Annotated in this window: 19 protein-coding genes; 11 read left to right on the top strand and 8 right to left on the bottom strand. The window is 36.4% G+C overall.

Annotation, left to right across the window (positions count from 1 at the left end; translation table 11 throughout):
* Window positions 1–62 precede the first annotated feature (62 nt).
* From B5X53_RS06710 to B5X53_RS06680, 7 genes are all read left to right on the top strand, one after another.
* Entirely contained in the window at window positions 63–563 is a 501-nt protein-coding gene (locus B5X53_RS06710) for a DUF4402 domain-containing protein (protein ID WP_198550770.1), read from the top strand.
* 176 nt (window positions 564–739) lie between these two features.
* A complete protein-coding gene (locus B5X53_RS06705) occupies window positions 740–1,231 on the top strand; it encodes a DUF4402 domain-containing protein (protein ID WP_079712463.1) in 492 nt (163 codons plus the stop codon).
* Window positions 1,232–1,326: 95 nt separating this feature from the next.
* Window positions 1,327–1,821, top strand: coding sequence for a DUF4402 domain-containing protein (locus tag B5X53_RS06700; RefSeq protein WP_079712462.1), 495 nt, complete (start codon window positions 1,327–1,329; stop codon window positions 1,819–1,821).
* Between the two features lie 80 nt (window positions 1,822–1,901).
* Window positions 1,902–2,720, top strand: coding sequence for a fimbrial biogenesis chaperone (locus B5X53_RS06695; protein WP_079712461.1), 819 nt, complete (start codon window positions 1,902–1,904; stop codon window positions 2,718–2,720).
* A gap of 51 nt (window positions 2,721–2,771) precedes the next feature.
* Window positions 2,772–7,874 (top strand): hypothetical protein, encoded by a 5,103-nt coding sequence (locus tag B5X53_RS06690; protein ID WP_079712460.1) that lies wholly within the window; start codon window positions 2,772–2,774, stop codon window positions 7,872–7,874.
* Window positions 7,875–7,883: 9 nt separating this feature from the next.
* Window positions 7,884–8,402, top strand: coding sequence for a DUF4402 domain-containing protein (locus tag B5X53_RS06685; RefSeq protein ID WP_079712459.1), 519 nt, complete (start codon window positions 7,884–7,886; stop codon window positions 8,400–8,402).
* Window positions 8,403–8,482: 80 nt separating this feature from the next.
* Window positions 8,483–10,987 carry a hypothetical protein gene (locus tag B5X53_RS06680; protein WP_234999243.1) on the top strand — a complete coding sequence of 835 codons (2,505 nt, stop codon included), beginning with the start codon at window positions 8,483–8,485 and terminating at the stop codon, window positions 10,985–10,987.
* Here the strand turns inward: B5X53_RS06680 and B5X53_RS06675 are convergent, their stop codons facing one another.
* Genes B5X53_RS06675 through B5X53_RS06665 form a run of 3 tightly spaced genes read right to left on the bottom strand, consistent with a single transcriptional unit; the run spans window position 10,988 to window position 14,729 of the window.
* Window positions 10,988–12,334, bottom strand: coding sequence for a GntP family permease (locus B5X53_RS06675; protein WP_079712457.1), 1,347 nt, complete (start codon window positions 12,332–12,334; stop codon window positions 10,988–10,990).
* Complete coding sequence (gene gndA, locus B5X53_RS06670; RefSeq protein ID WP_079712456.1) at window positions 12,334–14,235, bottom strand: NADP-dependent phosphogluconate dehydrogenase; 1,902 nt, start codon at window positions 14,233–14,235, stop codon at window positions 12,334–12,336. The genes B5X53_RS06675 and gndA overlap by 1 nt, the downstream gene beginning before the upstream one ends.
* Window positions 14,235–14,729, bottom strand: a complete 495-nt coding sequence (locus tag B5X53_RS06665) for a GreA/GreB family elongation factor (protein ID WP_079712455.1) — start codon at window positions 14,727–14,729, stop codon at window positions 14,235–14,237. Before B5X53_RS06665 ends, gndA begins: the two co-directional genes overlap by 1 nt.
* Window positions 14,730–14,865: 136 nt before the next feature.
* Between B5X53_RS06665 and B5X53_RS06660 the strand changes: the two genes are divergently transcribed.
* On the top strand, window positions 14,866–16,677 hold the full coding sequence (locus B5X53_RS06660; protein WP_079712454.1) for an SLC13 family permease: 1,812 nt from the start codon (window positions 14,866–14,868) through the stop codon (window positions 16,675–16,677).
* Window positions 16,678–16,802: 125 nt separating this feature from the next.
* Window positions 16,803–18,062 (top strand): glycosyltransferase, encoded by a 1,260-nt coding sequence (locus tag B5X53_RS06655; RefSeq protein ID WP_079712453.1) that lies wholly within the window; start codon window positions 16,803–16,805, stop codon window positions 18,060–18,062.
* A gap of 54 nt (window positions 18,063–18,116) precedes the next feature.
* Here the strand turns inward: B5X53_RS06655 and B5X53_RS06650 are convergent, their stop codons facing one another.
* Window positions 18,117–19,454: an aspartate kinase gene (locus tag B5X53_RS06650; protein ID WP_079712452.1), complete on the bottom strand. Its 1,338-nt coding sequence runs from the start codon at window positions 19,452–19,454 to the stop codon at window positions 18,117–18,119.
* A 167-nt stretch (window positions 19,455–19,621) separates the two neighbouring features.
* Between B5X53_RS06650 and B5X53_RS06645 the strand changes: the two genes are divergently transcribed.
* Entirely contained in the window at window positions 19,622–20,266 is a 645-nt protein-coding gene (locus tag B5X53_RS06645) for a hypothetical protein (protein ID WP_075326967.1), read from the top strand.
* A gap of 120 nt (window positions 20,267–20,386) precedes the next feature.
* On the opposite strand, the gene B5X53_RS19150 is transcribed toward B5X53_RS06645, so the two are convergent.
* Together B5X53_RS19150 and B5X53_RS06640 are read right to left on the bottom strand one after the other, a co-directional pair.
* Window positions 20,387–20,533: a hypothetical protein gene (locus B5X53_RS19150; RefSeq protein ID WP_198550769.1), complete on the bottom strand. Its 147-nt coding sequence runs from the start codon at window positions 20,531–20,533 to the stop codon at window positions 20,387–20,389.
* Window positions 20,534–20,594: 61 nt separating this feature from the next.
* A complete protein-coding gene (locus B5X53_RS06640; RefSeq protein ID WP_079712451.1) occupies window positions 20,595–21,470 on the bottom strand; it encodes an SMP-30/gluconolactonase/LRE family protein in 876 nt (291 codons plus the stop codon).
* 155 nt (window positions 21,471–21,625) lie between these two features.
* On the opposite strand from B5X53_RS06640, the gene B5X53_RS19455 reads away from it, so the two are divergent.
* Window positions 21,626–21,757: a hypothetical protein gene (locus tag B5X53_RS19455; RefSeq protein ID WP_257787182.1), complete on the top strand. Its 132-nt coding sequence runs from the start codon at window positions 21,626–21,628 to the stop codon at window positions 21,755–21,757.
* Here the strand turns inward: B5X53_RS19455 and B5X53_RS06635 are convergent, their stop codons facing one another.
* Both B5X53_RS06635 and B5X53_RS06630 read right to left on the bottom strand, forming a co-directional pair.
* Window positions 21,758–22,828: a transporter substrate-binding domain-containing protein gene (locus B5X53_RS06635; RefSeq protein WP_079712450.1), complete on the bottom strand. Its 1,071-nt coding sequence runs from the start codon at window positions 22,826–22,828 to the stop codon at window positions 21,758–21,760.
* A 6-nt stretch (window positions 22,829–22,834) separates the two neighbouring features.
* Window positions 22,835–23,284: a 3D domain-containing protein gene (locus tag B5X53_RS06630; protein WP_079712449.1), complete on the bottom strand. Its 450-nt coding sequence runs from the start codon at window positions 23,282–23,284 to the stop codon at window positions 22,835–22,837.
* Between the last annotated feature and the right edge of the window lie 16 nt (window positions 23,285–23,300).

Below are 23,300 nucleotides of genomic sequence, written 5' to 3'. Positions count from 1 at the left end.
GATTTTAATGATGGAATTTAGCTATCTTTATAATCCGAAAATCTTTATAATTTCCTATCTTAATGACGCGATTATATTTAATAACCTTAATTCTACTCTTTACAGGAATGTCTCCTGTCTTTTCACAGGCCTCTGCTACAGCAAATTTTACAGCTTCTGCCACAATCATTCAACCTATAGGTATTACTACAACATCTAATATGCAATTCGCAAATATTGATGCTCAAAATGGCGGAGAGGTTATTCTTACACCAAATAATACCAGGATTATCACTGGGGAATTAGTTTTAGCAGAAGGAGGAAATGTTTCTGCAGCAACTTTTGAAGTTACCGGACAAAACGACTTTGCATTTGGGATAAGTTTGCCAAAGGGAACTCACCGGTTAAGTAGCGGAAGTGAAAGTATGTTAATTCAGGATTTCACCACTAATTATGATGGCAGCAGTTTAAACGGTGATGGTAAAACTATTAGGGTTGGTGCCAGTTTAATTGTAAGACCAAACCAAAAACCGGGAGATTATATAACTACAGGCGATCTACAGATTACGGTTAACTACAATTAAATTTTCTTCAATAAAATCAACGATATCGATGTAGTTTTATCAAAAATTTATCAGAAAGTGCATTTCAACGAGTATTTTATCTTGGTTGTCGAATAAGTTTCATTTGTATAGGGGATTACCCCCATATTTGTACTGTTAAACTTTTGAAACCCAAATCAAAACTAAAAATACTCAAAATGAAAAAAATTACTTTTACCCTACTAGTTGCACTTATTTTTGGAAATGCTTTTGCACAAGATGCTGAGACTGCTACTGCTACTGCCAACGCGGCTGCAGATATCGTTAGTCCTATCGGAATTTCATCCCAACAAGATTTAAATTTTGGTAAAGTTGCTAACAACGAAGCGGGAACAGTAGTAGTGGCTACAGATAGTGATTTTAGCACTTCTACTTTATCTCAAATTGGTTCAACAACTCCAACTGCTGCAAGTTTCAATGTAACGGCAGCTGATGGTTTTAGTTATTCTATTACCCTACCGGGATCTGTTGATCTTTCTAATGGCACCGATGATATTACCGTAGATGAGTTCAAGCACGATGCAGAAGGAAGAACTACAGGAACAGGCAGCGCTCAAACAGTTGGTGTTGGAGCTACTCTAAATGTTGCATCTGCGCAAGCTACTGGGAATTATACCGGTACTTTTGATGTAACTGTGACTTACGAATAGTAAAACAATTACTTTATAATATAAAAAACGCCGCCATTGTGGCGGCGTTTTTTGGTTTTATTAAATCTTTTAGCGAATTGTTATTGAAAATATTAATGAAGAATTATCATATCATTTTATTTTTCAGCTTAATAGGGTTAAGTGCTTCGGCGCAAAACTCGGCTTCAGCGACTGTAAATAGTAGGGCAACAGTTATAGATCCTATTAAAATTAATAAAACGGTAGATTTGGATTTTGGTAACGTAATAAGTGCCTATAACCCAGGACAGGTTATTTTATCTCCAGACGGCTCCAGGGTGGCTTACGGGGTGCAAATTTCAAACTCTATACCAGGAACCGTTAATCCTGCAGAAGCAGTAGTAACCCACGGTAATAACAATTACTCCATTAGTCTTCCTGAACAATTTACATTATACAACCAGGAAAACCCTAACCAGGTGCTTCTTATAGATCAGTTTACTATTCAACCCCAAGAAGGGAATGTTATTGATATAATTAAAATTGGCGGTACTTTAAATCTGGAAGCCAACCAGACTTCCGGCTTTTACACCAATTCCTCCGGCTTTAATGTAACGGTTTCCTATAATTAAACTTTTAGAATTCTTTAACAGGTAACTTATTTAGTATCTTTGTACCCAATGACATAATCTAAAAATCCAGCCCCACGGATATGAAAAAAAAACTACTTAGCCCCCTACTCCTTTTCTTTATATTTACTTTATTAGGACTTGCAACTTATGCCCAAGGTGATCTAATGATTATGCCAAAACGTTTGGTATTCGAAGGTTCTGAGCGTTCTCAGGAAATAAACCTGGTTAATACAGGAAGTGACACCGCGGTATATGCTATTTCTTTTGTGAATTACATCATGACCGAAAAAGGAAATTTTGAACAGGTGGAAGCACCTGAAGATGGTCAGAGATTTGCTGAAGATTTTCTTCGCTATTTTCCAAGACGTGTTACTTTAGCTCCTAATGAAGCCCAAACTATTCGGGTACAAAAAACCAGAACCGGAGATTTAGAACAGGGCGAATACCGTTCTCATATGTATTTTCGTGCCGTAGAAGATCAAACTGCACTTGGTGCCGAAGAAACCGAAGAAAGCGATGGAATTTCCATTAACATCAAAACTGTATTTGGAATTAGTATCCCCATTATTATTAGAGAAGGAACATCTACTACAAATATTACTCTTACCGATCTTGCATTAGCTACCGAAACCGAGTACCCAAAATTATCCCTTGTTATTAATCGTTCGGGTAATATGTCTGTCTACGGAATTTTAAAAGCAACTCATATTGCCCCTAATGGTACTCAAACCGAATTAGGGATGGTAAAAGGAGTTTCGGTGTATACCCCTAATGTAAAAAGGATTTTTAGCTTTGAGCTTAGAAATGCTACGGAAGTTGATTTGAATAGTGGAAAATTGGAAGTTTCATATTCGGAAGAAAAGGGAGAAATTCTTGCGAGTAAAATTTATGAATTGTAAAAATACTCAAAACACTTCGCTATTAGTAAAAATTAATTCTTCCAAAATATAATGATCAAGCCCCCCATTGCACGTATTCTTATCTTATGCATATTTATGCTTGGAAGTTATTTTGTGCAGGGGCAGGTTTATGAACCATTAATCACACAACCTGTGGTTGAAACAAGTTCAATTTGTGCTGGAGAGGAAATAAATATTTCTTTCCAGGTAAGAAATGGCTATACAAGAAACTGGTTTTTTATTTATTATTATACCGATTTTATACCTTTTACTACCAATACAAACTATAAAATTCTCCTTAACACTCAAGATGGACCTCAAGAAATAAAATCATTTAGTTCTCAAACCGCACCAGGAGTAGAGAGTAGGAATCAATTTCAAATAAATACAAGGGTAACCATTCCTGCAGAATTAAGTGGATCAAATTATACTTTACAGGTTCAATCATCAAGTCCCAATTCTCGCTCTGCTCTATCCAATACTTTTACAATAAACTCTTCAACGTTATACCAGGAAAGAGAATCTGGTAACGACTCCTGGATAGGCCACGTTTACGATGGGACAAACCAAAATATAACTTTTGATCAAAATTTCAATAATTATATAGGGGGATATATAGAAAATCTAAATTTTGATCAAGACTTTGGGGGGAATACTAATAATTTTCAGTTAGGTACAGATATTTGCGCTCCTTCGGTTTATACCGAAACTTTTGCGGTAAGATATCGAATAAATAGCAGCCTTGAGGGTTTATATAGTTTAAATATAGGTTCCGATGATGGTAGCAGATTAAGTGTAGATGATGAGTTAATTTATAATGATTGGAGTGATCACGGATATCGCAATCAAAATATTCTACTAAGTCTATCTGGTAATAGTAATTTAGTACTGGATTATTATGAAAACGGCGGTGGAAACCGTATTAGTATCGGGGAGCCACAACTTCTTATTGAAAATATTTTATCCAACAATCTTACTCAAACGCTTAATTCACAGAATTCAGGACAGACAATCACCGGAGACGAATTTAATAATCTTCCAAACGGGATGAGTCGGTTTGGTAATGGATATCAATGGGTTTACAGTACCGTTGAGGGCGGGGAAACCACTGAAATTCCCGGAGCTACAAATTCAAGTTTTACTCCCAATAATAATTTAGCACCATTTTTTAATACCGAAGGTACTTATTATATATATAGAATAGCTACTCTATCCAGTAGCAACAATAGGTTAGGAAGTGCTTACAGGGCAAGGATAAAATCAAATGCGGCTATTATTACTGTAGAAAAGCCGATTAATATTATTGATCAACCCGAGAATTTCACAACGTGTACAGGTAATCCAATTAATTTCAACGTGATTGCTGAAGGACAAAATTTATTTTATCAATGGCAGAGAAATAACGGCGGTAATACCGGATTTTACAATATTAATAATGGAGAAAATTTTTCAGGAACACAAACAACAAGTTTAAGTATCAATGTGATTGAAACTTCTTTAAACGATAGTAGATTTAGAGTAATAATTTCTGATGGAAATGGAAACACCCTTACCTCTAATTCGGCAGTTTTGAATCTTTTCCAAAGTCCCCAAGGCATTTATACCCAACCTTCAAATCAAGTAGTTTGTGAAGGAAATGATATTTCTTTTCAAACTTATACTTCTAATGATCAAAGACAATGGCAGGTCAGTGCAGATAATGGCACTTCCTGGATTGATCTTTCTAACAATCAATTTTATGAGAATGTAAATTCAGAAAGATTAGATATAATAAGTACACCAGCCAATTTTAATAACAACTTATATCGTATTGAAGTTTTCAACCAAAATTGTAGGGTATATTCTAATTCCGCAACTTTACAAGTTGACCCCGATCCTATTACCCAGCAACCCCAGGATGTCTTCGCCGCGTTTGGTGAAAATGCGATAATTGAAGCTGAAGTATCTGGGAACAATCTGAGCTATCAATGGCAAACATATAGTTCAACTTGGTATGATATCAATAATGATGAAAACTATAGCGGTACAAGAACCAAAAGATTAGAGCTTATAACAGTTGGATATTGGCCAGAAGATGGTTCTCGCTACAGGCTCTTAATTACCAATGAAAATGGTTGTGTTTCTATTTCAGAAACAGCTTTTTTAAATGTGGGAGAGAACAATTGTCCCGAAGCTCCTGAGATGACTCTAAAAGCCCCTGTCAACATTTGCCCGGGAGAAATTATTATTGGTGGTTCTTTTACTGGTACAGGTCCATGGAATATTTCGGGAGAAATAAATGGCCAACAATTTAACTTAACTATAAATGAAAGGGATTTTAATTATCCATTTAATATTCAACAAAATACTACTATTGAAATAATCAACATTACCGATGGTAATGGTTGTGAAAATAACAATCCAAATAAAGCGGTAACTATAGATGTGATCAATTCTATTGAAAACAATAGAATTATTGGCGCACAGGAGTCCTGCGGAGTATTCGATGCGGAAAGCCTAATTGGAGAAGATTTAGGAAAAGGATATAATTACGAATGGGAAATAAGCACCACCAGTGAAACTAATGGTTTTACCCAGGCTCCTGGAAATAATAACCAGCCCAATTACAATCCCGGAACGGTGTCTCAAACTACCTGGTACCGTAGAAAAGTAAACGTTGAAAATTGTACTGAAAATATTTCCAATTCAATTGAAATTACAATCAATGCTAACATAGCTAATAATAATATTTCATTTTTCAACGGTAATACAAGCACACTTCAAGCAATAGCAAATGAATATGGAGAAGTAAATTTAGAGGCGCCCGAAGGAACGGTTTTTACTTATGTAGATTTTGCCAGCTATGGAACTCCTTTTAATGACGCAGGCAATTTTAGTATTAATGAAGAATGCCACGCTAATACCAGTCTTCCTGTTACAGAATTTTATTTACTAGGAGAGAATTTAGCTATTATTCCTGCAACAAACGGTGTTTTTACAGATCCTTGTGTAGGTACCGTTAAACGACTTAATATTAGCGCAACCTATTCTGAAACATTTTGTAAAGGAATTGATCCAGGTACAGTAATCGGTACAGAAATAGACGGAAATAATATTTCTTATAGCTGGCAATTGAGTACCGTTGGGCCTGCTTCTGGTTTTGCTCCAGCCCCGGGGAATAATAATCAGCAAAACTATAACCCTGGAATTTTAAACCAGGATATCTGGCTAAAAAGAACTGTAAACTCTGGCAATTGCAGTAACCAATCCCCTATTTTATATATTCCCGTACAGGGAGAAAACATCTGGAGAGGAAGCGAAGATACCAACTGGAACAATATCGCCAATTGGAGCTGTAACGTCTTACCTACCCTGGAAACCGATGTTTTGATACCGGACGATTTGGCTTCAGGGAATTATCCTGAAATAAGCACCGGAGGTAATGCGTATGCTAAAAATCTTTTTATTGAAAATAATGCTTCTGTTGAAGTACACGAAAACTGGTTACGAGTGGCAGGTATTCTTACCAATAACGGAATCCTAAATACTGAAGCCGGAAGTATTTCTTTGCAGGGCGCCTCTCCTCAAATAATACCTGAGGCTGCATTTCTTAATAACCGGGTTCGAAATTTAAGGATCGATAATACTTCAGGAGTGACTTCAGAAGCTATAATAGAAGTTACCGGAATTCTTAATGTGGAAAATGGGAATTTTAATACTGGAGATAACCTGATTTTGATTTCAAACGAGGAACAAACAGCGCTCATAAGTGGAGCAGGAAATGGTCAAGTAATTGGTACAGTTAAAATGCAACGCTATCTGGATAAAGCTTTCGGATATAAATATTTTAGTTCTCCGTTTCAAAATTCAGTAGTTAGAGATTTTGCTTCATATTTGGATTTAGAAGATCCAATAACGGGATTTCCAAATTTTTATAGATATAACGAAAACCGTAATATAAATATAAATGATATTGTTCGAGATGCTACCGGTTGGGAAGTATATACCACGGTTACCAATAGTTTAAATATTGCTGCAGGTTATGCGCTTAATTTTGGAACTTCAATCGCTTCACAAACTATAGAGTTAAGTGGTGAAGTTAATAATGGTATTATTCCCAACCGCCAGTTAGAAAATCATCATCGTGAATATACAAGAGGTTTCCATTTGGTAGGAAACCCATACCCTTCCCCTATAGATTGGGATGCTACCCAGGGTTGGACGAAAACTAATATTGACGACGGAATTTATTTTTTTACCGCCAGTGATACAAGTCAGTATACCGGCACCTATTCTGCTTATGTAAATCAAGTATCTACAACTGATGGAAAATCTTCTAATATTATTCCATCTATGCAGGGCTTTTTTATTAAAGTAAGTGATTCTGACACCCAGGATGTAGTAACCGGAAGCTTTGCAATGGATAATAATGTTCGGGTAAACGATTTTGACCAGGATTTTTTAAGAACCCAGGAAGATTTAAAATCTTTAATTCGATTGGAGGCCGGCTTTAATACTTCAAACCAGCAGGATGCTTTGGTTGTCTATTTTTCATCTTATGCTACTCTAAATTTTGAAAAGGAAATGGATGCCCATAAATTGATGAATACCGATCTCGCCGTTCCGAGTTTTTATACTCTAACCGAAAATAAAAAAGAACTGGCCATAAATGCTATTCCTTTCCCAGAAGCGAGGGGTTATAAGAAAATTCCACTCGGTATTAAAGTGGATAAAAATGGTGAAATGAAGATTGACCTGGCCTCGGTAGAAAATTTGAATTCAAATTTTAATATTTATTTAATAGACCACGAAAAAGGCAAAGGCCAAAACCTAAGAAATAATCCAGAATATAGTTTCAATATTCTAGCAGGAACTCATAATTCCAGGTTTGAAATAATGTTTTCTGATGAAAAAGTAACCAGTCCTGCCATTGCTTTCAATGAACCTTTTGATGTGGAAGTAGAAAATGGGGTTGTGGTGGTAAAAATGAATTTAGAAGAAAATCAGGAAGGGATTTTAAGGGCCAGTACAATGACGGGGCAAATTCTTCAAATAAAAGATGCAGGCGGCAAAGACGAAGTTATTTTTGAAGGAATAACAAGTGAAGGGGTTTATATCATTAACCTACAGATAGGAAAAGCGCAATACGGTAAAAAAGTATTAATAAAAAAATAAACGAAAACTATGCAAAATAGACGCTTATTCAAGAACACATCTTTGTTGTTATTGCTTATGTTTTCAGTATTTGAAATTAATGCCCAAGAAGATCCGCCTATTCCCATAGAAGTGGAAGTTAGGACTTCGAGGAATCTTAATTTCGGTTCATTTACTGCCGGTAGTGCTGGTGGGAATGTAACTGTGAGTTATGACGATCAACGGACTGTTAATGGCGACATTGTTGAACTAAATTTTGGAGAACCTGTCTCTGCCGCTTTATTTGATGTATATGCCAACCCTGGGACCATTATTCAAATTGAAACTTTAGGAGATTATATTTTGCTAAATCAGGATACCGGAGCCGAAATAAAACTTACAATTAACAGTTTTAGTACTGGCCAGCGAACTTTTGTCACCCAGACCGCTAATGCCCAAACCCCAAATGAAGTTTTTGTTGGAGGTACTTTAACCATTCCTCCAGATAATTCAGGTATGCTGCCGGGCACCTATTTTGGTAATTTTACTTTAACTTTTATTCATCAATAGTAAGAACGCTAAGCGAAATGCAAACCCTCCCCTGCGCTTTTCCTGTTGAGTTTTATAAAAAACTTTTTTCAATAATTTTTTTGTTGTTATTATCTTTTACAGGAATAGCCCAGGAAGATTTCCCTGAATACGACGAATTAAGTGTGGATATGAATGTACGAGACCTCGGTACTATTGAAATTCCTATCGCAATTAAAGGTCAGGACGCTTATATTCCGGTAAAGGAGCTTTTTGATTTTTTAAAGATTAAAAATGAAGAAACTACTAATGGCGTCGTAGGTTTTATTATAAATCCCGATTCTACATATCAAATAAATCCTTCAGAAAATAGGATTCTTTATAAGAATGAAGAATTTTCGCTTTCGGAAGAAGATTATATTCAAACTCCGCTAAATCTTTATTTAAAATCGAACTTTTTTGGCGAGATTTTCGGCTTAAATACCAATTTCTCTTTCAGAAGTCTTTCCGTTACCATGGAAACCGAAAAAGAACTTCCGGTAATAAAGGAAATGCGACTTAGAAAAGTAAGGGAAAACCTAAATCGCGTTCGTGGCTTTGTAGAAGTTGATACCACTATGGAAAGGCGGTACCCTCTTTTTAAAAGTGGCGCTTTAGATTGGGGAGTTGTTACTACTCAACAAAGTGAATTTGAGAATGACAACCGATTATCCTTAGGTCTGGGAACAATGTTTCTTGGTGGGGAAACCAACTTAATGCTGAATTACTCCACTCGGGTTCCATTTGATTCCAGAAATCAGTTTTACCAATGGCGTTATGTAAATAATAATAACCGGGTTTTTAAACAGGTAACAGCCGGTAGAATTTTTACCCGCGCTACCTCTTCCCTATTCGCCCCTGTTAGTGGGGTTCAAATTAGTAACAGTCCATTCCAAAATCGAAGATCATTTGGAACTTACGTGCTTAACGATTATACCGAACCTCGCTGGACAGTAGAATTATATGTAAATAATATTTTAGTTGAATTTACTCAGGCTGATGCTTCAGGTTTTTACACGTTTGATGTGCCATTAATGTATGGAAATACGGCCGTTAGTCTCCGGTTTTATGGTCCTTATGGTGAGGAACGTATTCAGGAAAGAGTGATCAATATTCCGTATAATTTTGTTCCAAAAAATGAATTGGAATATACCGTTAGCGCCGGGATTGTAGAGAATGAAGACCTTGACCGTTTTTCCAGAGCTAATTTTAATTATGGACTCAGCAATTCAGTAACCATTGGTGGTGGTGCCGAATATCTTGCAGGTGTAACCAGTGGCGAAGTAATGCCTTTTGTGAATTCATCTATTCGTTTTGCTTCAAATTTTCTATTTACAGGAGAATATATGCACGGCGTAAAAGGAGAAGGGATTTTAAGTTACCGTACTCCCGGAAATATCCAGGTAGATCTTAATTATATAAAATATGATGAATACCAGACAGCGATAAATTTTAATTACCTGGAAGAAAGAAAATTAAGCTTTTCGGCACCTATTAGAAGTAAAAACTTCTCGATGTTCAGCAGGTTTAGTGTAAACCAAATCATTATGCCTACTACCGAGTTCACTACGGCGCAATTATTACTTTCTGGTGCTATTATGGGAATTAGCACCAACCTTACCACCTATGGTATTTATAATGACCGTGTAAAAGAACCAACTATATATACCTCGCTTTCGCAGAATTACAGGCTTCCGAATAAATTTTTGTTTTCACCGCAGGTGCAATACGATTTTAGCCGGAATCAGTTCAATAATATTATTATGGAAATAGAACGCCCGGTTTTCGAAAACGGTTTTCTAAACGTAGCCTATGAAAAGAATATGCTTAGAAATGCCCATATTTTTGAGATTGGTTTAAGGTATGCGTTCAATTTTGCTCAAACATCGGTGACTTCCAGGTTGGGTAACCGCAATAATTCGTTTGTACAATCGGCTCGCGGTAGTTTAATGTTAGACGATAATACTGGTTACGTGATGGCAAATAATCGTACCGCAATGTCAAGAGCTGCTATAAGTATTATTCCGTTTTTGGATTATAATACTAACGGAAAAAGAGATCCTATGGAACCAGCTGTGCGAGGGATGGAAATCAAAAATACCTCTGGCCGACTTTCGTATAACGAAGATGAAACTATTTTACGAATTACTGAACTTCAGCCTTATATAGATATTATTATTGAAGTAGATCCTAATAGCCTGGATAACATTGCCTGGAAAGTGAAAAATGAAAAAATAAAGGTACACACCGTTCCTAATCAGTTTCAGGAGATTGAAGTACCAGTAGAGGTTTTAGGTGAAGTTGCCGGAATGGTGTATGTAAGAAAAGGAAACAGTCTAAGCGGGCAGGGAAGAATAACGATAAATATTTTAGATGAAAATGGAAGCCTGGTAAAAGAAATTTTAACCGAAGGAGATGGATATTTCACTTACCTGGGACTAAAACCCGGAAATTATACTGCTGAAATTGACCCTTTGCAAATGCAGAAACTTAATTATACCGCGAGTGACCCCATTGAATTTGAAATCAAAATAGATGAATATGGTGATATTGTAGATACACTGGAATTCACCGTTGAAGCCAATTAATTAAATTATAAGCCATATAATTAGGGAAACAGCCAGTCCCACTACAGCGATTAAGGTGGTCATTACCGTCCAGGATTTAAAAGTCTGTTTTTCGGTTAAACCTAAATACTGGCCAACGAGCCAGAATCCACTATCGTTAACGTGAGACAAAATTGAAGCGCCTGAAGCTATGGCAATTACAATTAGTGAAGTTTGCGCCATAGAATAATCGCCTCCCGTTAAAACCGGCGCAGTTATCCCTGCAGCGGTTATCATTGCTACCGTAGATGATCCTTGTAAGATTCTGACCAATGCCGCAACAATAAACCCAAAAACCAAAGGGTTAAACCAGGCGTTATTTAAAGCATCGGCAATCATCTCTCCGCCTCCTGTTTCGATCAAAATTTGTTTAAAAGCGCCACCAGCACCGGTAAGTAAAATAATTATCCCGGCTGCTTGAAAAGATTTAGTAGCTACTTTCAGTAAAAATTCTTTTTGCATTCCCCGTCTTACTCCAAGAAAATACCAGGCTACAAGATTTGCAATTATCAATGCTGAAAATGGATGTCCCACCAATTCTATCGCGTACAAAAGCCCTTCCGGAATTGAAATTCCATCAAATAAAGGACTTTGAACTAAAGTGTTTGCCACAATTAGAAAGATTGGAATAAGAATGATAGAAATAATTAATCCCGGTGCCGGTGCTTTTGATTCATCATATTCTATTTCTTCGGTAAAGCTTTTAGGCTCAATCTGGATTCTTTTGGAAATATATCTTGCGAAAATTGGTCCGCTGATGATTGCTGCTGGAATTCCTGCTAAAAAACCGAAAACAATCACCCAACCTAAATCGGCACCAAGAATATCGGCAACCGCAATTGGTCCTGGGGTGGGCGGAATAAACGCGTGGGTTATCGCTAAGCCCGCAAGTAAGGGCAGTGCATATAGCAACAGTGATTTTCCAGTGCGTTTGCTTAAAGCGTAAGTAACCGGTACCAGAATAATAAATGCAACATCAAAAAATACGGGAATTGCTACGGCAAAACCAGTAACCATCATAGCCCAGGGTGCTTTTTTATCGCCTGTTTTCTTTAATAAGAACGAAGCGAGGCGTTGCGCTCCACCAGATTGTTCCAAAACTCCACCAAAAAGGGCACCCAAACCAACTACCGTGGCCACAAAGCCCAGCGTGCTGCCCATCCCATCTTTCATAGTTTCCAGGATTTCTGTAGCGGGCATTCCTGCGATAATTCCAACCGCGATACAAACAATTAATAAAGCCAGAAAAGCCTGGATTTTTAGTCTTAAAATCAGGAAAAGCAAGAGCGCGATTCCAGCTATAACGGCAAAGAGTAATTGTATATCCATTAATTATAGGTTTTCCATTGGGTATGAAAAAATTCGCCCCGGGGGCTATCGATTCGCTCGTAAGTATGTGCTCCAAAATAATCCCGTTGAGCCTGAATCATATTTGCAGAATTTTGAGCAGAAGTAAAATTCAGAAAGTAATTAGTCGCAGCCGATAAAACCGGAACGGCATAACCAGACTGAAGTGCAATACTAACTGTTTTCGTCAATGAGGCCTGATTTTTTTGTATTTCTGAAGAAATATTTTTATTCAGCAATAAATGATTATTTGAATCTTTAAAGATTTCAACTAGATTTTCCATTAATCCCGATCTAATGATACAGCCGTTGGTCCAAATCCGGGAAATTTCAGATAAATTAAGGTTCCAGCTGTATTCTGAGGAAGCAACCCTCAGTAAATCATAACCCACGGTGTGATTAATAATACTGGCGGTTTTGTAGGCCTGGAATAATTTATCTTTTATTTCTTCCAAATTTCCACCTTGGTTATCATTTTTATACAAATATGAAGCATTAACCCGAATTTCCTTCATCCCGGAAATATTCCTGGCCAAAACCGCAGCGGTAATGGTATCAAGCGGAACACCGAGTTCTAAGGCGGCGTTCGTTGACCAACCGCCAGTGCCTTTTTGTTTAGCTGCATCCAGAATTTTATCGATCAGGAAGTCTTCATTCTCCTTTTTTCGAAGAATATCTACGGATATTTCCAGTAAATAGCTTTTCATTTCCTTATTCCAGGCTTCAAAAAGACTGGCAATTGCTGTCGGTTTTGAATTCGTATAATATCTTAGAAAATGGTAGGTTTCAGCAATTAGTTGCATTTCGCCATATTCAATACCATTGTGCAACATCTTTACAAAATGACCTGCGCCATCGGGACCAATATGGGTACAGCAGGGATTTCCGGTTTTATCTTTTGCTGCTATTTTTTCTAAAATCGGTCCTATTTGTTTATAAGCTTCTAAAGATCCTCCGGGCATAATTGAGGGACCTTTTAAGGCGCCTTCTTCCCCACCCGATATTCCGCAACCTATAAAATGAATTCCCTGTTTTTTTAAGGTCTTTTCCCTTCTCAAAGTATCTTTATAATGGGAATTCCCACCATCGGTAATTATATCATCTTTTTCTAAGAAAGGAAGCAAACTTTCTATTACAGCATCAACCGCAGCACCGGCATTTACCATTAATAAAATTTTCCTGGGTGGATTTAAAGACGAAACAAATTCTTTTAAATCATCAAAACCCTGAAATGTATATTTTTCAGCATTTTCCTGAACAAAATTTTTAGCGATATCTTCTTCCTGACCGGGTACGTGCCGGTTAAAAACAGAAACATTAATATTTTTTGAAAGTAGGTTTAAAGCCAAACTCTTACCCATTACACCAAGTCCGATAAGTCCTATTTCAGCTTCAAGAACATTTAATTTTGCCATAATTTCCTTTAAAATATTTTCTTCAGAAGTATTTACATTTATTCGAATGGCATAATTTGGTTCTTCCAGTGTCTCAAATTGCGAGGTGAGCATTTCCGGCTTAAAGTAATGCCCTTTTCTTGATTTTAATCTTTCTAAAATCACCTCAAAATCTGCCGAAAGGAAAATCCATTTTAAATTTTCTTCAGGAATTGAAGTCAATTGCTTTCGGTATTTTTCTTTTAAAGCCGAACAGGCCAAAACAGCGCCACCGCCTTGCTCCCCTTTTTGAATATTTGCAGCTAAAACTGCTAACCAGCCATTTCTATCATCATCCTGAAGCGGAATTCCATTTTTCATCTTTTCCACATTTTCGGGAGGATGAAAATCATCGGCGTCATAGAAAGGTAAATTCAACTCTGTAGCGAGAAGTTTTCCAATAGTGGTTTTACCTGAACCCGAAACACCCATCACAATATATACGGCCATTAGTAAGTAATTTTAAGGATTTCCAGTTTTCGGGTTTCTTCACCTAATTTAAAATCAATTTTATTCCCCACTTTCTTACCTGTCACTGCTTTAGCGATAGGCGCCACAAAAGCGATTTTTTGCTTTTTCACATCAGCCTCATCTACGCCAACAATTTGGAACCTTTGGGTATTCCCGTTTTGTTTTAATTCTACCAGAGCACCAAAACGCACTTCATCTTCAGGTTGCTCTTTAGGATCTAAAATCCTGGCGGTGCTAATTCGCTCTCTTAATAATTTAAGATTCCCGTCTATAACCGCCTGTGCCCTTCTACGTTCAGTTTCATTTTCTTTATCGAGATTGGCGCGTTCTTCTATAAGTTCTTCCTCTTCTTCTTTTAATTCTTTTAATCCATTTGGCGTCACATAATTTGTTTCGCCTGCCGGTAAAGCCGCTCTTGGCGGGATAATAGGAGCTTCTTCCTGGTCGTCTTCTTTTACAAATCCTCTGCTCATAATTTTGTTTTAACCTTCAAAATATGAATTAATATGCTTTGGTAAAAAATTAAACTGATTTATTAATTCATAAATCTTTCAGAAGAAGAATTCTACAAAGCGGTATTCCCTTACTTTTATTTTATAAATTTAAATAATGAGCCTCGAAATCGCCATATTGTTTTTTATCATAATTGTGGTAATTGTTCTCTTTGCCCTGGAAGTTTTTCCGGTAGATAAAATTGCCTTTTTTATCCTTGCAGCTTTATTATTAAGCAATTTAGTTAGTCCCGAAGAAGCTATTTCAGGCTTTTCGAGTCCGGCCACTATTACGGTGCTGGCTTTAATGATTATAGCCATAGGTTTGGAAACAAACGGGGTGATAGACTGGCTGGCCGGCGGACTCAAAAACCTAAGAGTTTTACCCATTTTTCTAATGATCCCGGCATTTATGTTTATTGCCGGGAGTATTTCTGCATTTATTAATACTACGGCAGTGGTGATCGTTTTTATAAAAATCATCACTGAATTATCGGCTAAATACGACATCCCTAATTCAAAACTGCTTTTGCCTGTTTCTTTCGCGGGAATTATTGGAGGAAGTTGCACCTTGATGGGGACTTCTACCAACCTTATTGTAAACGCGGTTGCTATAGATAGAGGTGTTGAACGATTTAGTTTTTTTGAATTTACCTGGTATGGAGTAATTTTTTTAATTATCACCATAGTTATAGTCAGTGCTTTGGCAAAACTTCTCCCCGCTACTAAAAAGACCAAATTAAGTGAAGATTATAACCTTGATGAATATATTACCAAGGTTATTATTACCGGAGATTCCAAGGTAATTGGGAAAAGTATTGGCGAAACTTTTTTGCACGATAATGATGATATTGAAGTTTTAAGACTTAAGCGCAACGGGATTATTAACGACAGGCCAGGGAAATTCACCAGCCTTAAAGAAGACGATCAGCTTTTACTGCGCTGTAATCTTGAAAACCTTATAAAACTTAAAGATGCTGAAGGTTTTACCGTAATTAAAGATGAAGACAATAAAAAACTAGCCGACCCTATTACTGATTCTGAAGAACTGGAAGAAAATGTACAGGTGGTAGAACTTTTAATGCTTCCCAATTCACCTTTAATTGGAAAAAACATCAAAACCGTGGGTTGGTATGATCTTCACGGGGCTGTACCGCTGGCAATAAGAAAAAGAAGAAATTTTAGAAATCCCAGGAGACGAATTTTTAATCGTGGTAAAGATGAAATTGAATTAAGGGTTGGAGACCGGTTGCTAGTAGAGGTTAGCGAAAGTGCCATGGATGAACTTCAAAAGATTGAAAACGTCACCATCTTACAGCAACACAAGAATATTGAGGTTACCACCAAAACTAAAAAATATCTGTCGCTGGCAATTTTATTAGTAGTTATTGGGCTTTCAGCTTTTTCTATTTTTCCTATCTTAAAAAGTGCGCTTATTGGCTGTTTTTTAATGATTTTCACTAAATGTATAGACCTTGGTAAAATTTATTCCCAGGTAAATTGGCAAATCATTTTCTTACTTGCAGGAATGATTCCTTTAGGTGTAGCGATGAATAACACCGGCGCCGATCATTGGATTTCTGAACAATTATTGCTAATCTTTCAAAACCAAACCGATATTATTGTAATAGGAATTTTATTCCTGGTAACCATGGTTTTAAGCGGATTCATCTCTAATAATGCGACGGCAATTATAATCACACCCATCGCCATAAGTATTGCGGCGAGCATGCAAATGGATCCAAAACCCTTTATTTTATCGGTTTTATTTGCTTCTAATTTTAGTTTTTTCACTCCGGTTGGCTACCAAACCAACACTATAATTTATGGAATGGGAATTTATCGGTTTAGGCACTTTTTTATAATTGGCGGTACCGTTTCGCTAGTGCTCTGGGTAACCGCATCCCTCCTACTATCGGCCAGTCTTTAATTAGGAATCTGCTTTAATTTCAGGTATTTTTGACAAAAAATTTATGCCGCTTTTACCCGATAATCGGGATTCAGATGGCGTAGATCTAAGTTCAAATTAGATATTAATTTTTCTGTAAATTTTTTATGAGCTTACCTAAAAGTCGCTTACTTGTAATTGGCTGTGTTTGGCCAGAACCTAATTCTTCTGCCGCCGGTAGCCGAATTCTTCAATTATTAGAATTTTTTCTTGCCGAAAATTACGAAATCACCTTTGTGAGCACTGCAGCGCGTAGCGAATTTGCTGTAGATTTAGAAAAGATGAATATCGCATCTCAAGTGATAATAATGAATCATCCTTCTTTTGATGAATTACTGAAAAAAATTCGGCCGGATTTAGTGCTTTTTGATAGGTTTATGACTGAAGAGCAATTTGGTTGGAGAGTTGATGAAACTTGCCCTGATGCGGTAAAAATTTTAGATACTGAAGATCTTCATTTTCTCAGAAAAACCCGGACTGAAGCTTATAAAAAAAATATTTCTGCAGAAAGTCTTTATTTTGATGTCGATATAACGAAAAGGGAAATCGGGAGTATTTATCGCTGCGACCTGAGCCTGATAATTTCTGAAGTTGAAATGGATTTGCTTCAGAAGGAATTTAAGATAGCTAAGAACCTCCTGCATTATCTTCCTTTTCTTCTGGAAACAATTTCATACGAAAATAAAGCAAAATTGCCACCATTTAACGAAAGACAGAATTTTATAAGTATTGGAAATTTTCTTCACGAGCCTAACTGGAATGCAGTTTTATATTTAAAGGAGAAAATCTGGCCATTGATAAGGCAACAACTTCCGAATTCCAACCTGGAAATTTATGGCGCTTATCCTTCACAAAAAGTCTGGAATCTGAATAATGAAAAAGAAGGTTTTATCGTAAAAGGTCGTGCCAGAAATGCGGAATATGTGATGAAAAATGCTAAAGTTTGCCTGGCGCCTATTCAGTTTGGAGCTGGATTAAAAGGAAAGCTTATCCAGGCAATGCAATGCGGAACACCTTCTGTCACAACTTCTATTGGTGCCGAGGGAATTCCCGGAGCACTTGATTGGAATGGTTTTATAACCAACGATCCTAAAGAATTTGCAGAGAAATCGGTGCGATTATACTCCGAGGAAAAACTTTGGAAAAATTCGGTAGAAAATGGTTTTAGAATTATCAACTCAAGATTTAATAAAGAAGCATTTCAGCAGGATTTTTCAGAAAGATTAACTGATTTAGTTCAAAATCTAAATTTCTACAGGCAAAAGAATTTTATAGGAAAAATGCTACAGCATCATCAGCATAGGAGTACTTATTTTATGGCCAAATTTATTGAAGAAAAGGAAAAAAATAAAAAAACCGCCGGTTAGCCTACCGGCGGTTCCACTACACAAAAGGAACAGTTGCCTGTTCACAAACAGAAATCAAACAAATTGAGGTACTTCTTGTTCCTCAAACAATTTATGGTTTAAACCCTGCAGGGTCTTTATCTTGTTTTTAGTATCGACCAGCAAAGAAATATTGTTGTCGCTTCCGCCATAAGAAATCATTCTCACGGGAATATCATTTAGTAATTCAAAAAGTCGGCTAGTACTTTTATCTTCAATTAGGCCCTCGCCTACAATGCAAATAATACTGTGTTCTTTTTCCACGGTAATCTCACCGTAAGCATTTAATTCTTCCAGAATAAGGTTTAAATTCCGGTCGTCATCAATGGTTAGGGAAATCGCAATTTCTGAAGTGGTAATCATATCAATCGCGGTTTCGTATTTATCAAAAACCTCAAAGATCTTTTTCAGAAAACCGTGTGCCATCAGCATTCGGTTGGATTTAATTTTAATGGCGGTAATCCCATCTTTAGCGGAAATCGCTTTCAATCCACGGGAATGAATTTCAGCCGAAATTTTAGTTCCGGGTAGATCGGGAGTAAAAGTATTTTTTAGAAAAAGTGGAATCTGTCTTTTTATAACCGGGGAGATTGTTTGTGGATGCAAAATTTTTGCCCCAAAATAAGCCAGCTCGGCAGCTTCCTCAAAACTTAATTCGGCAATGGCGTGTGTATTTTCAACATATCGCGGATCATTATTATGAAACCCATCAATATCGGTCCAGATTTGAACTTCTTCGGCCTGAACTGCTGTAGCCAGGATAGTTGCGCTGTAATCGCTACCGCCACGTTTTAACGTGCTAATATTATTCTGCACATCGATTCTTACAAAACCCTGGGTAATGTAAATATCAGTGGATTCCAGGTTTTCTATATTCTGCTGAAATAGTTTTCCAACTAAATCTGTATCAGGATTTTCCAGGTTTGAAACCTGCATAAAATCTTTGGCATCCAGGAAGTTATTCTGAATTCCCGAATTGGTAAGAAACGTAGAGAAAATATAAGTGAGCATAGTCTCACCGGTAGTTACAACTTCGGCATAAACCTTTTCAGAATATTTATTGCGGCTAATTTCCTGTAAACCTTCAAGCACATTATTCACAAAAGCTTTGGCATAAGAATTTAATCCAGGTTTGTCTATAAGAGCATCTATGGTAGTTTCGTGCTTTTGTTTTAATTCAGTAATAATTGTATTGATCGCTGAATAATTTTCAAGCTTAATATTTTCGGTAATTTCAACCAGTTTATTAGTTACCCCGGCCATTGCCGAAAGTACAAGAACTTTCTTTCCTTCCCTTGAAGCTAAAATGTTCTTTACATTTCTAATGCTCTCTACAGATCCTACTGAAGTACCCCCAAACTTTAATACTTTCATTGCTAATTATTTACTCACTATGTGAGATTTTTAATGCTAAATTTTCTTTTTATTATTTCAATTTTGCCTGCTGGAATAATTTAATGCATAATTAGAATTAAAGCTTCCTGCAACAAAAAATATCTATCAATTTATATACATTTGCACAAAATGTACAATATTTAACAATGAAGACGATTACTACCTGTGTTCACGATATAATTAGACACCAACCTTTCCTGGATGATGCGATTGCCCGGGATATTGTAAATTTTAGCGGACTCGCGGAAGATATTCAGCCGCAGGTAGAAAAAGAAATGCGGAAACCGGTAAAGCAGGGTTCAATTATAATGGCGTTAAGGCGCTACGCTCCCCGCCGAACCAAGATTAATATGCAGCATTTGCGGGAACTGGGAGATATTGTTGTACGTTCCGGCATTACCGAATATACTTTTTTAAACTCTAATACGATTATTGCTAATAAGGCTAAATTGCTGGACGCGGTAAAAGATCAAACCGGGGTTTACCTTAATTATTCCAGCAATTATCAGGAAAGTAATATTTTGGTTTCTTCCAGTCTTACAAATCTTGTTGAAGATTGCTTCAGGAATGAAAGGCGGGTTTCTATTAAAGAAGAACTTTCTTCCATTACTATTGCCCTACCTAAAAATAGTTCGCAGTTTGTTGGACTCTATTTTTATCTCTTTAAACTTCTCGCTTACGAAGGAATTCCAATTTTTGAAATGATCTCAACCTCAAATTATTTCGCACTTTTCTTAGAAAAGGAATACGTAAATCAGGCGTTTTTATTGATTAATGAGATTAAGAAGTAGATAAAAGCTCCCCTCCTTTCAAAGGAGGGGAATGAATTCAGCTTTGCTGAAAAAAGGGGTGGTTACCCCATCCAAAATTTTATAAGGAGAAACCTTCAGTTAGACGGTTAGTTATCCCCATTACCAAAACCCAAAGTAAAAACCGGAAATTACTACGGCTACTACAAGAATAAGTAAAATGGTAATTATAAAACCTATTCCAAAATTAGTTTTCTTATTATCTTTTAAAATATAATCTTTCTCTTCTTCGTCTTTCTTAAGTTCCATAGGTTAGTTTTTATTCAAAATTAGTATTTCAAAATTTTAAGAGTGATAAGGTATTCTTAGATTATTGAAGTTGGTACCACCAAACAGAGTTTTGAAAATTCATAGGTAAAACCAACTGATTTTTTTTAGCATCAAATAGAATATCCCCAGAACTTTTTTCTGAAGTTAATACTTCTTTAAGTTCCCCGTCTTTCTTAATAAGATAAATTGTACCGGTAGCCCAATCTGAAATATAAAATGCATCATCCCCAACCGGTTGAACGCCGTCTAAATTCCCAATTCCTTCTTTAGATACTTTTTCGATCTCGCGTGTATCCATATCAATTTTCAGGAAGTTACCGTCGGTGTTTTCCCCCCAGGCAGCAGCGTAAAGATGATCTTTATGCGCGTAAAGTCCGTTTACATATTCTAACCTTGTAGTGTTTAAATATTCAATAATCTCCCCTTTCTTATCTTCAGGAACCATCATATTTGCAGAATCGCCGGGCATTAAATAAATAGCACTTTTACCGGAATCTGAAATAAAAATATTGCCCACGGCATCTACAGTTATATCATTTAAAGATTTTGCACCTTCAACTTCAATTAGCTTTGTGATTTCTGATCTTCCAATACTAATTTCTATAAGTTCGGTATTATTGGTAACATATACCTTATCGTCTTTTACCAGTAAACCTTTTGGGTCTTTTAAACCATCTATCCATTTTAAGTCGATAATTTCTCCATCAGCAGAAACCCTGGAAATAAATCCGTCTCCGGCTTCGTTATCGGCCATATTTGAGACATAATATTCATTTTCATCCTCATTAAAAACAACAGATTCAGGATGGCTAAAGCCTTCTACCTTCTTTATTAAAGTAGCCGACGTACTTTGGGCATATACGCCACTACTAATAAACACGCTTAAAAGAAGGATTTTAATAGAATTTAATTTCATAATATTTTTTGTTAGTTTTTATAAAGATACAAAATACAAATGTTTAGAATTTTTAAGGCTTTGTACTAATATGCTGCTAAATATTTGCTAATTCTAAACTTTGAAATTTGATTTCAGCTACATTAGTCTTCACTTAACCTATAAACTATAAAATTATGAAAAATATCATCAGGGCTATTCTTGCCGGTTGGGGCGCCAAAAAACTTGGTGGCGGCTGCGGGTGTATAGGAATTATCGTGGTATTTATAATTCTATGGATAATTCTTGGATACCTTGGCCTCGGATAGTTATTCGTACTCGGCCATAATAGTATTCCATTCCATCGTTTTCATTACTCCAATGAGAACAGGATCAATTTTATTTAATAAAGGTGAATTTTTAGGAAAGCTATACCCGTAATAATCTTTTTTTAAGGTTTTAGGGAGAACTTCAATATCATCTTCTAATCCTCTTCTTTTTAATTCGTACCGCAGAATAGGCTCATCGTAAACAAAAAGCTTGGTTTCTTTATTCTCTAGAAGCTCCATTCCTTCCTTTTCGCTCACTACTTCGGTATGCTGTATATTGTAAAGATTTAATAATTCCTGGGCACTGCTGCTTCTTACGCTGGTTACTTCAAATTTAGATAAATCCTGTACGCCGGTAATTTCATCGTTCATTGTTTGAACGGTTAGTGATGAAGCAATTCCGGCCGTTAAACTGGAAATAATAATGATGGCCATAAACATCCAGATTAAGCCAATTATACGTCCGCCGGTAGTTCTGGGCGATTTATCACCGTAACCCACTGTTGTCATTGTAACAGCACTCCACCAGAAACCTTCCAGAATTCCACGAGAACCGCCCCCAAATTCTTCGGCATTCTTTTTACGTTCAAAAATCCAAACCAGGAACCCAAAAACAAAAATTACTGCTAATAAAATAAGAATTGCCGAAATAAAATTCCAGCTAAATAAATTTGCTAAATAACTAAAAACCTGAGATTCACTTCTTTTAGCCACACCGGTATGAGATATGAAATATGGTTGGGAAAAATCCATTCGCTGCATCCTATTATCGGTCACCGTCACCGGATTAATACTAAAATCTACTTCGTTATTTTCAATAGCGTTTAATAGATTGCCCAGGGAAGTATATTCTTTAAATTCGTAATTAAAATCCAGCTCCTCATTTACCAAATCCCAGGCTTCAATGCTAAGTCCCGTGTATTCGCCGTTTTCTTTCATTATAAAAGGCGGCGTAGGTGTAACTCCAATTACAAATGTTTGGTTAATATCCAGACTATCTGGAGCTTGTTGTGCATTAAAACTAAAACTTGAAATTAATAGACTAAATAGAAAAACGTATTTTTTGATCATTAAGAATTAATCTTTTGTGTTTTTATTCCTTGAAATTGAATCTATTGGAACTTCATAATAGATCTTTAATTTTTTACGACCAAATTCCCGGGCTTTTTGTACATCCGCGTCCATGTAGATGTCAATTTTGTTTTTCCAGCGGTAATGCATTTTATCTTTCACCAGGAAAATGCTGTCAAAACCTTCAATTTTAACCGGCGTATTATGGTCTAAGCCTTTTTTAATTAAATCCCGGGAAACAGCGATTGCTCTTAATCCTGGTTTTAAAGTATCTCCCCAGGCGGTAATATTAGCGCCACCGGCACCGGTTTGCCAACTAAGGGAATTATAGGCAGATGCTGTAACTTCAAGGGTATCCCATACGGTAGAAGGTTCTATGGAATTTTTATCCTTAAAATTACAAGCTAAAAAGCCGAAATAAATAATTATTAAAAAAACTATTATTCCGGCTCTCATAACTTATTAATTTGAA

It is taken from the genome of Salegentibacter salinarum (assembly GCF_900168115.1).
Classification (GTDB): domain Bacteria; phylum Bacteroidota; class Bacteroidia; order Flavobacteriales; family Flavobacteriaceae; genus Salegentibacter; species Salegentibacter salinarum.
This window is presented reverse-complemented; position numbering and strand designations above follow the sequence as displayed.

Coding starts and splice junctions, on each gene's coding strand:
- B5X53_RS06710 (WP_198550770.1), top strand. CDS start 63: ATGACGCGATTATATTTAATAACCTTAATTCTACTCTTTACAGGAATG.
- B5X53_RS06705 (WP_079712463.1), top strand. CDS start 740: ATGAAAAAAATTACTTTTACCCTACTAGTTGCACTTATTTTTGGAAAT.
- B5X53_RS06700 (WP_079712462.1), top strand. CDS start 1,327: ATGAAGAATTATCATATCATTTTATTTTTCAGCTTAATAGGGTTAAGT.
- B5X53_RS06695 (WP_079712461.1), top strand. CDS start 1,902: ATGAAAAAAAAACTACTTAGCCCCCTACTCCTTTTCTTTATATTTACT.
- B5X53_RS06690 (WP_079712460.1), top strand. CDS start 2,772: ATGATCAAGCCCCCCATTGCACGTATTCTTATCTTATGCATATTTATG.
- B5X53_RS06685 (WP_079712459.1), top strand. CDS start 7,884: ATGCAAAATAGACGCTTATTCAAGAACACATCTTTGTTGTTATTGCTT.
- B5X53_RS06675 (WP_079712457.1), bottom strand. CDS start 12,334: ATGGATATACAATTACTCTTTGCCGTTATAGCTGGAATCGCGCTCTTG.
- gndA (WP_079712456.1), bottom strand. CDS start 14,235: ATGGCCGTATATATTGTGATGGGTGTTTCGGGTTCAGGTAAAACCACT.
- B5X53_RS06665 (WP_079712455.1), bottom strand. CDS start 14,729: ATGAGCAGAGGATTTGTAAAAGAAGACGACCAGGAAGAAGCTCCTATT.
- B5X53_RS06660 (WP_079712454.1), top strand. CDS start 14,866: ATGAGCCTCGAAATCGCCATATTGTTTTTTATCATAATTGTGGTAATT.
- B5X53_RS06655 (WP_079712453.1), top strand. CDS start 16,803: ATGAGCTTACCTAAAAGTCGCTTACTTGTAATTGGCTGTGTTTGGCCA.
- B5X53_RS06650 (WP_079712452.1), bottom strand. CDS start 19,454: ATGAAAGTATTAAAGTTTGGGGGTACTTCAGTAGGATCTGTAGAGAGC.
- B5X53_RS06645 (WP_075326967.1), top strand. CDS start 19,622: ATGAAGACGATTACTACCTGTGTTCACGATATAATTAGACACCAACCT.
- B5X53_RS19150 (WP_198550769.1), bottom strand. CDS start 20,533: ATGGAACTTAAGAAAGACGAAGAAGAGAAAGATTATATTTTAAAAGAT.
- B5X53_RS06640 (WP_079712451.1), bottom strand. CDS start 21,470: ATGAAATTAAATTCTATTAAAATCCTTCTTTTAAGCGTGTTTATTAGT.
- B5X53_RS19455 (WP_257787182.1), top strand. CDS start 21,626: ATGAAAAATATCATCAGGGCTATTCTTGCCGGTTGGGGCGCCAAAAAA.
- B5X53_RS06635 (WP_079712450.1), bottom strand. CDS start 22,828: ATGATCAAAAAATACGTTTTTCTATTTAGTCTATTAATTTCAAGTTTT.
- B5X53_RS06630 (WP_079712449.1), bottom strand. CDS start 23,284: ATGAGAGCCGGAATAATAGTTTTTTTAATAATTATTTATTTCGGCTTT.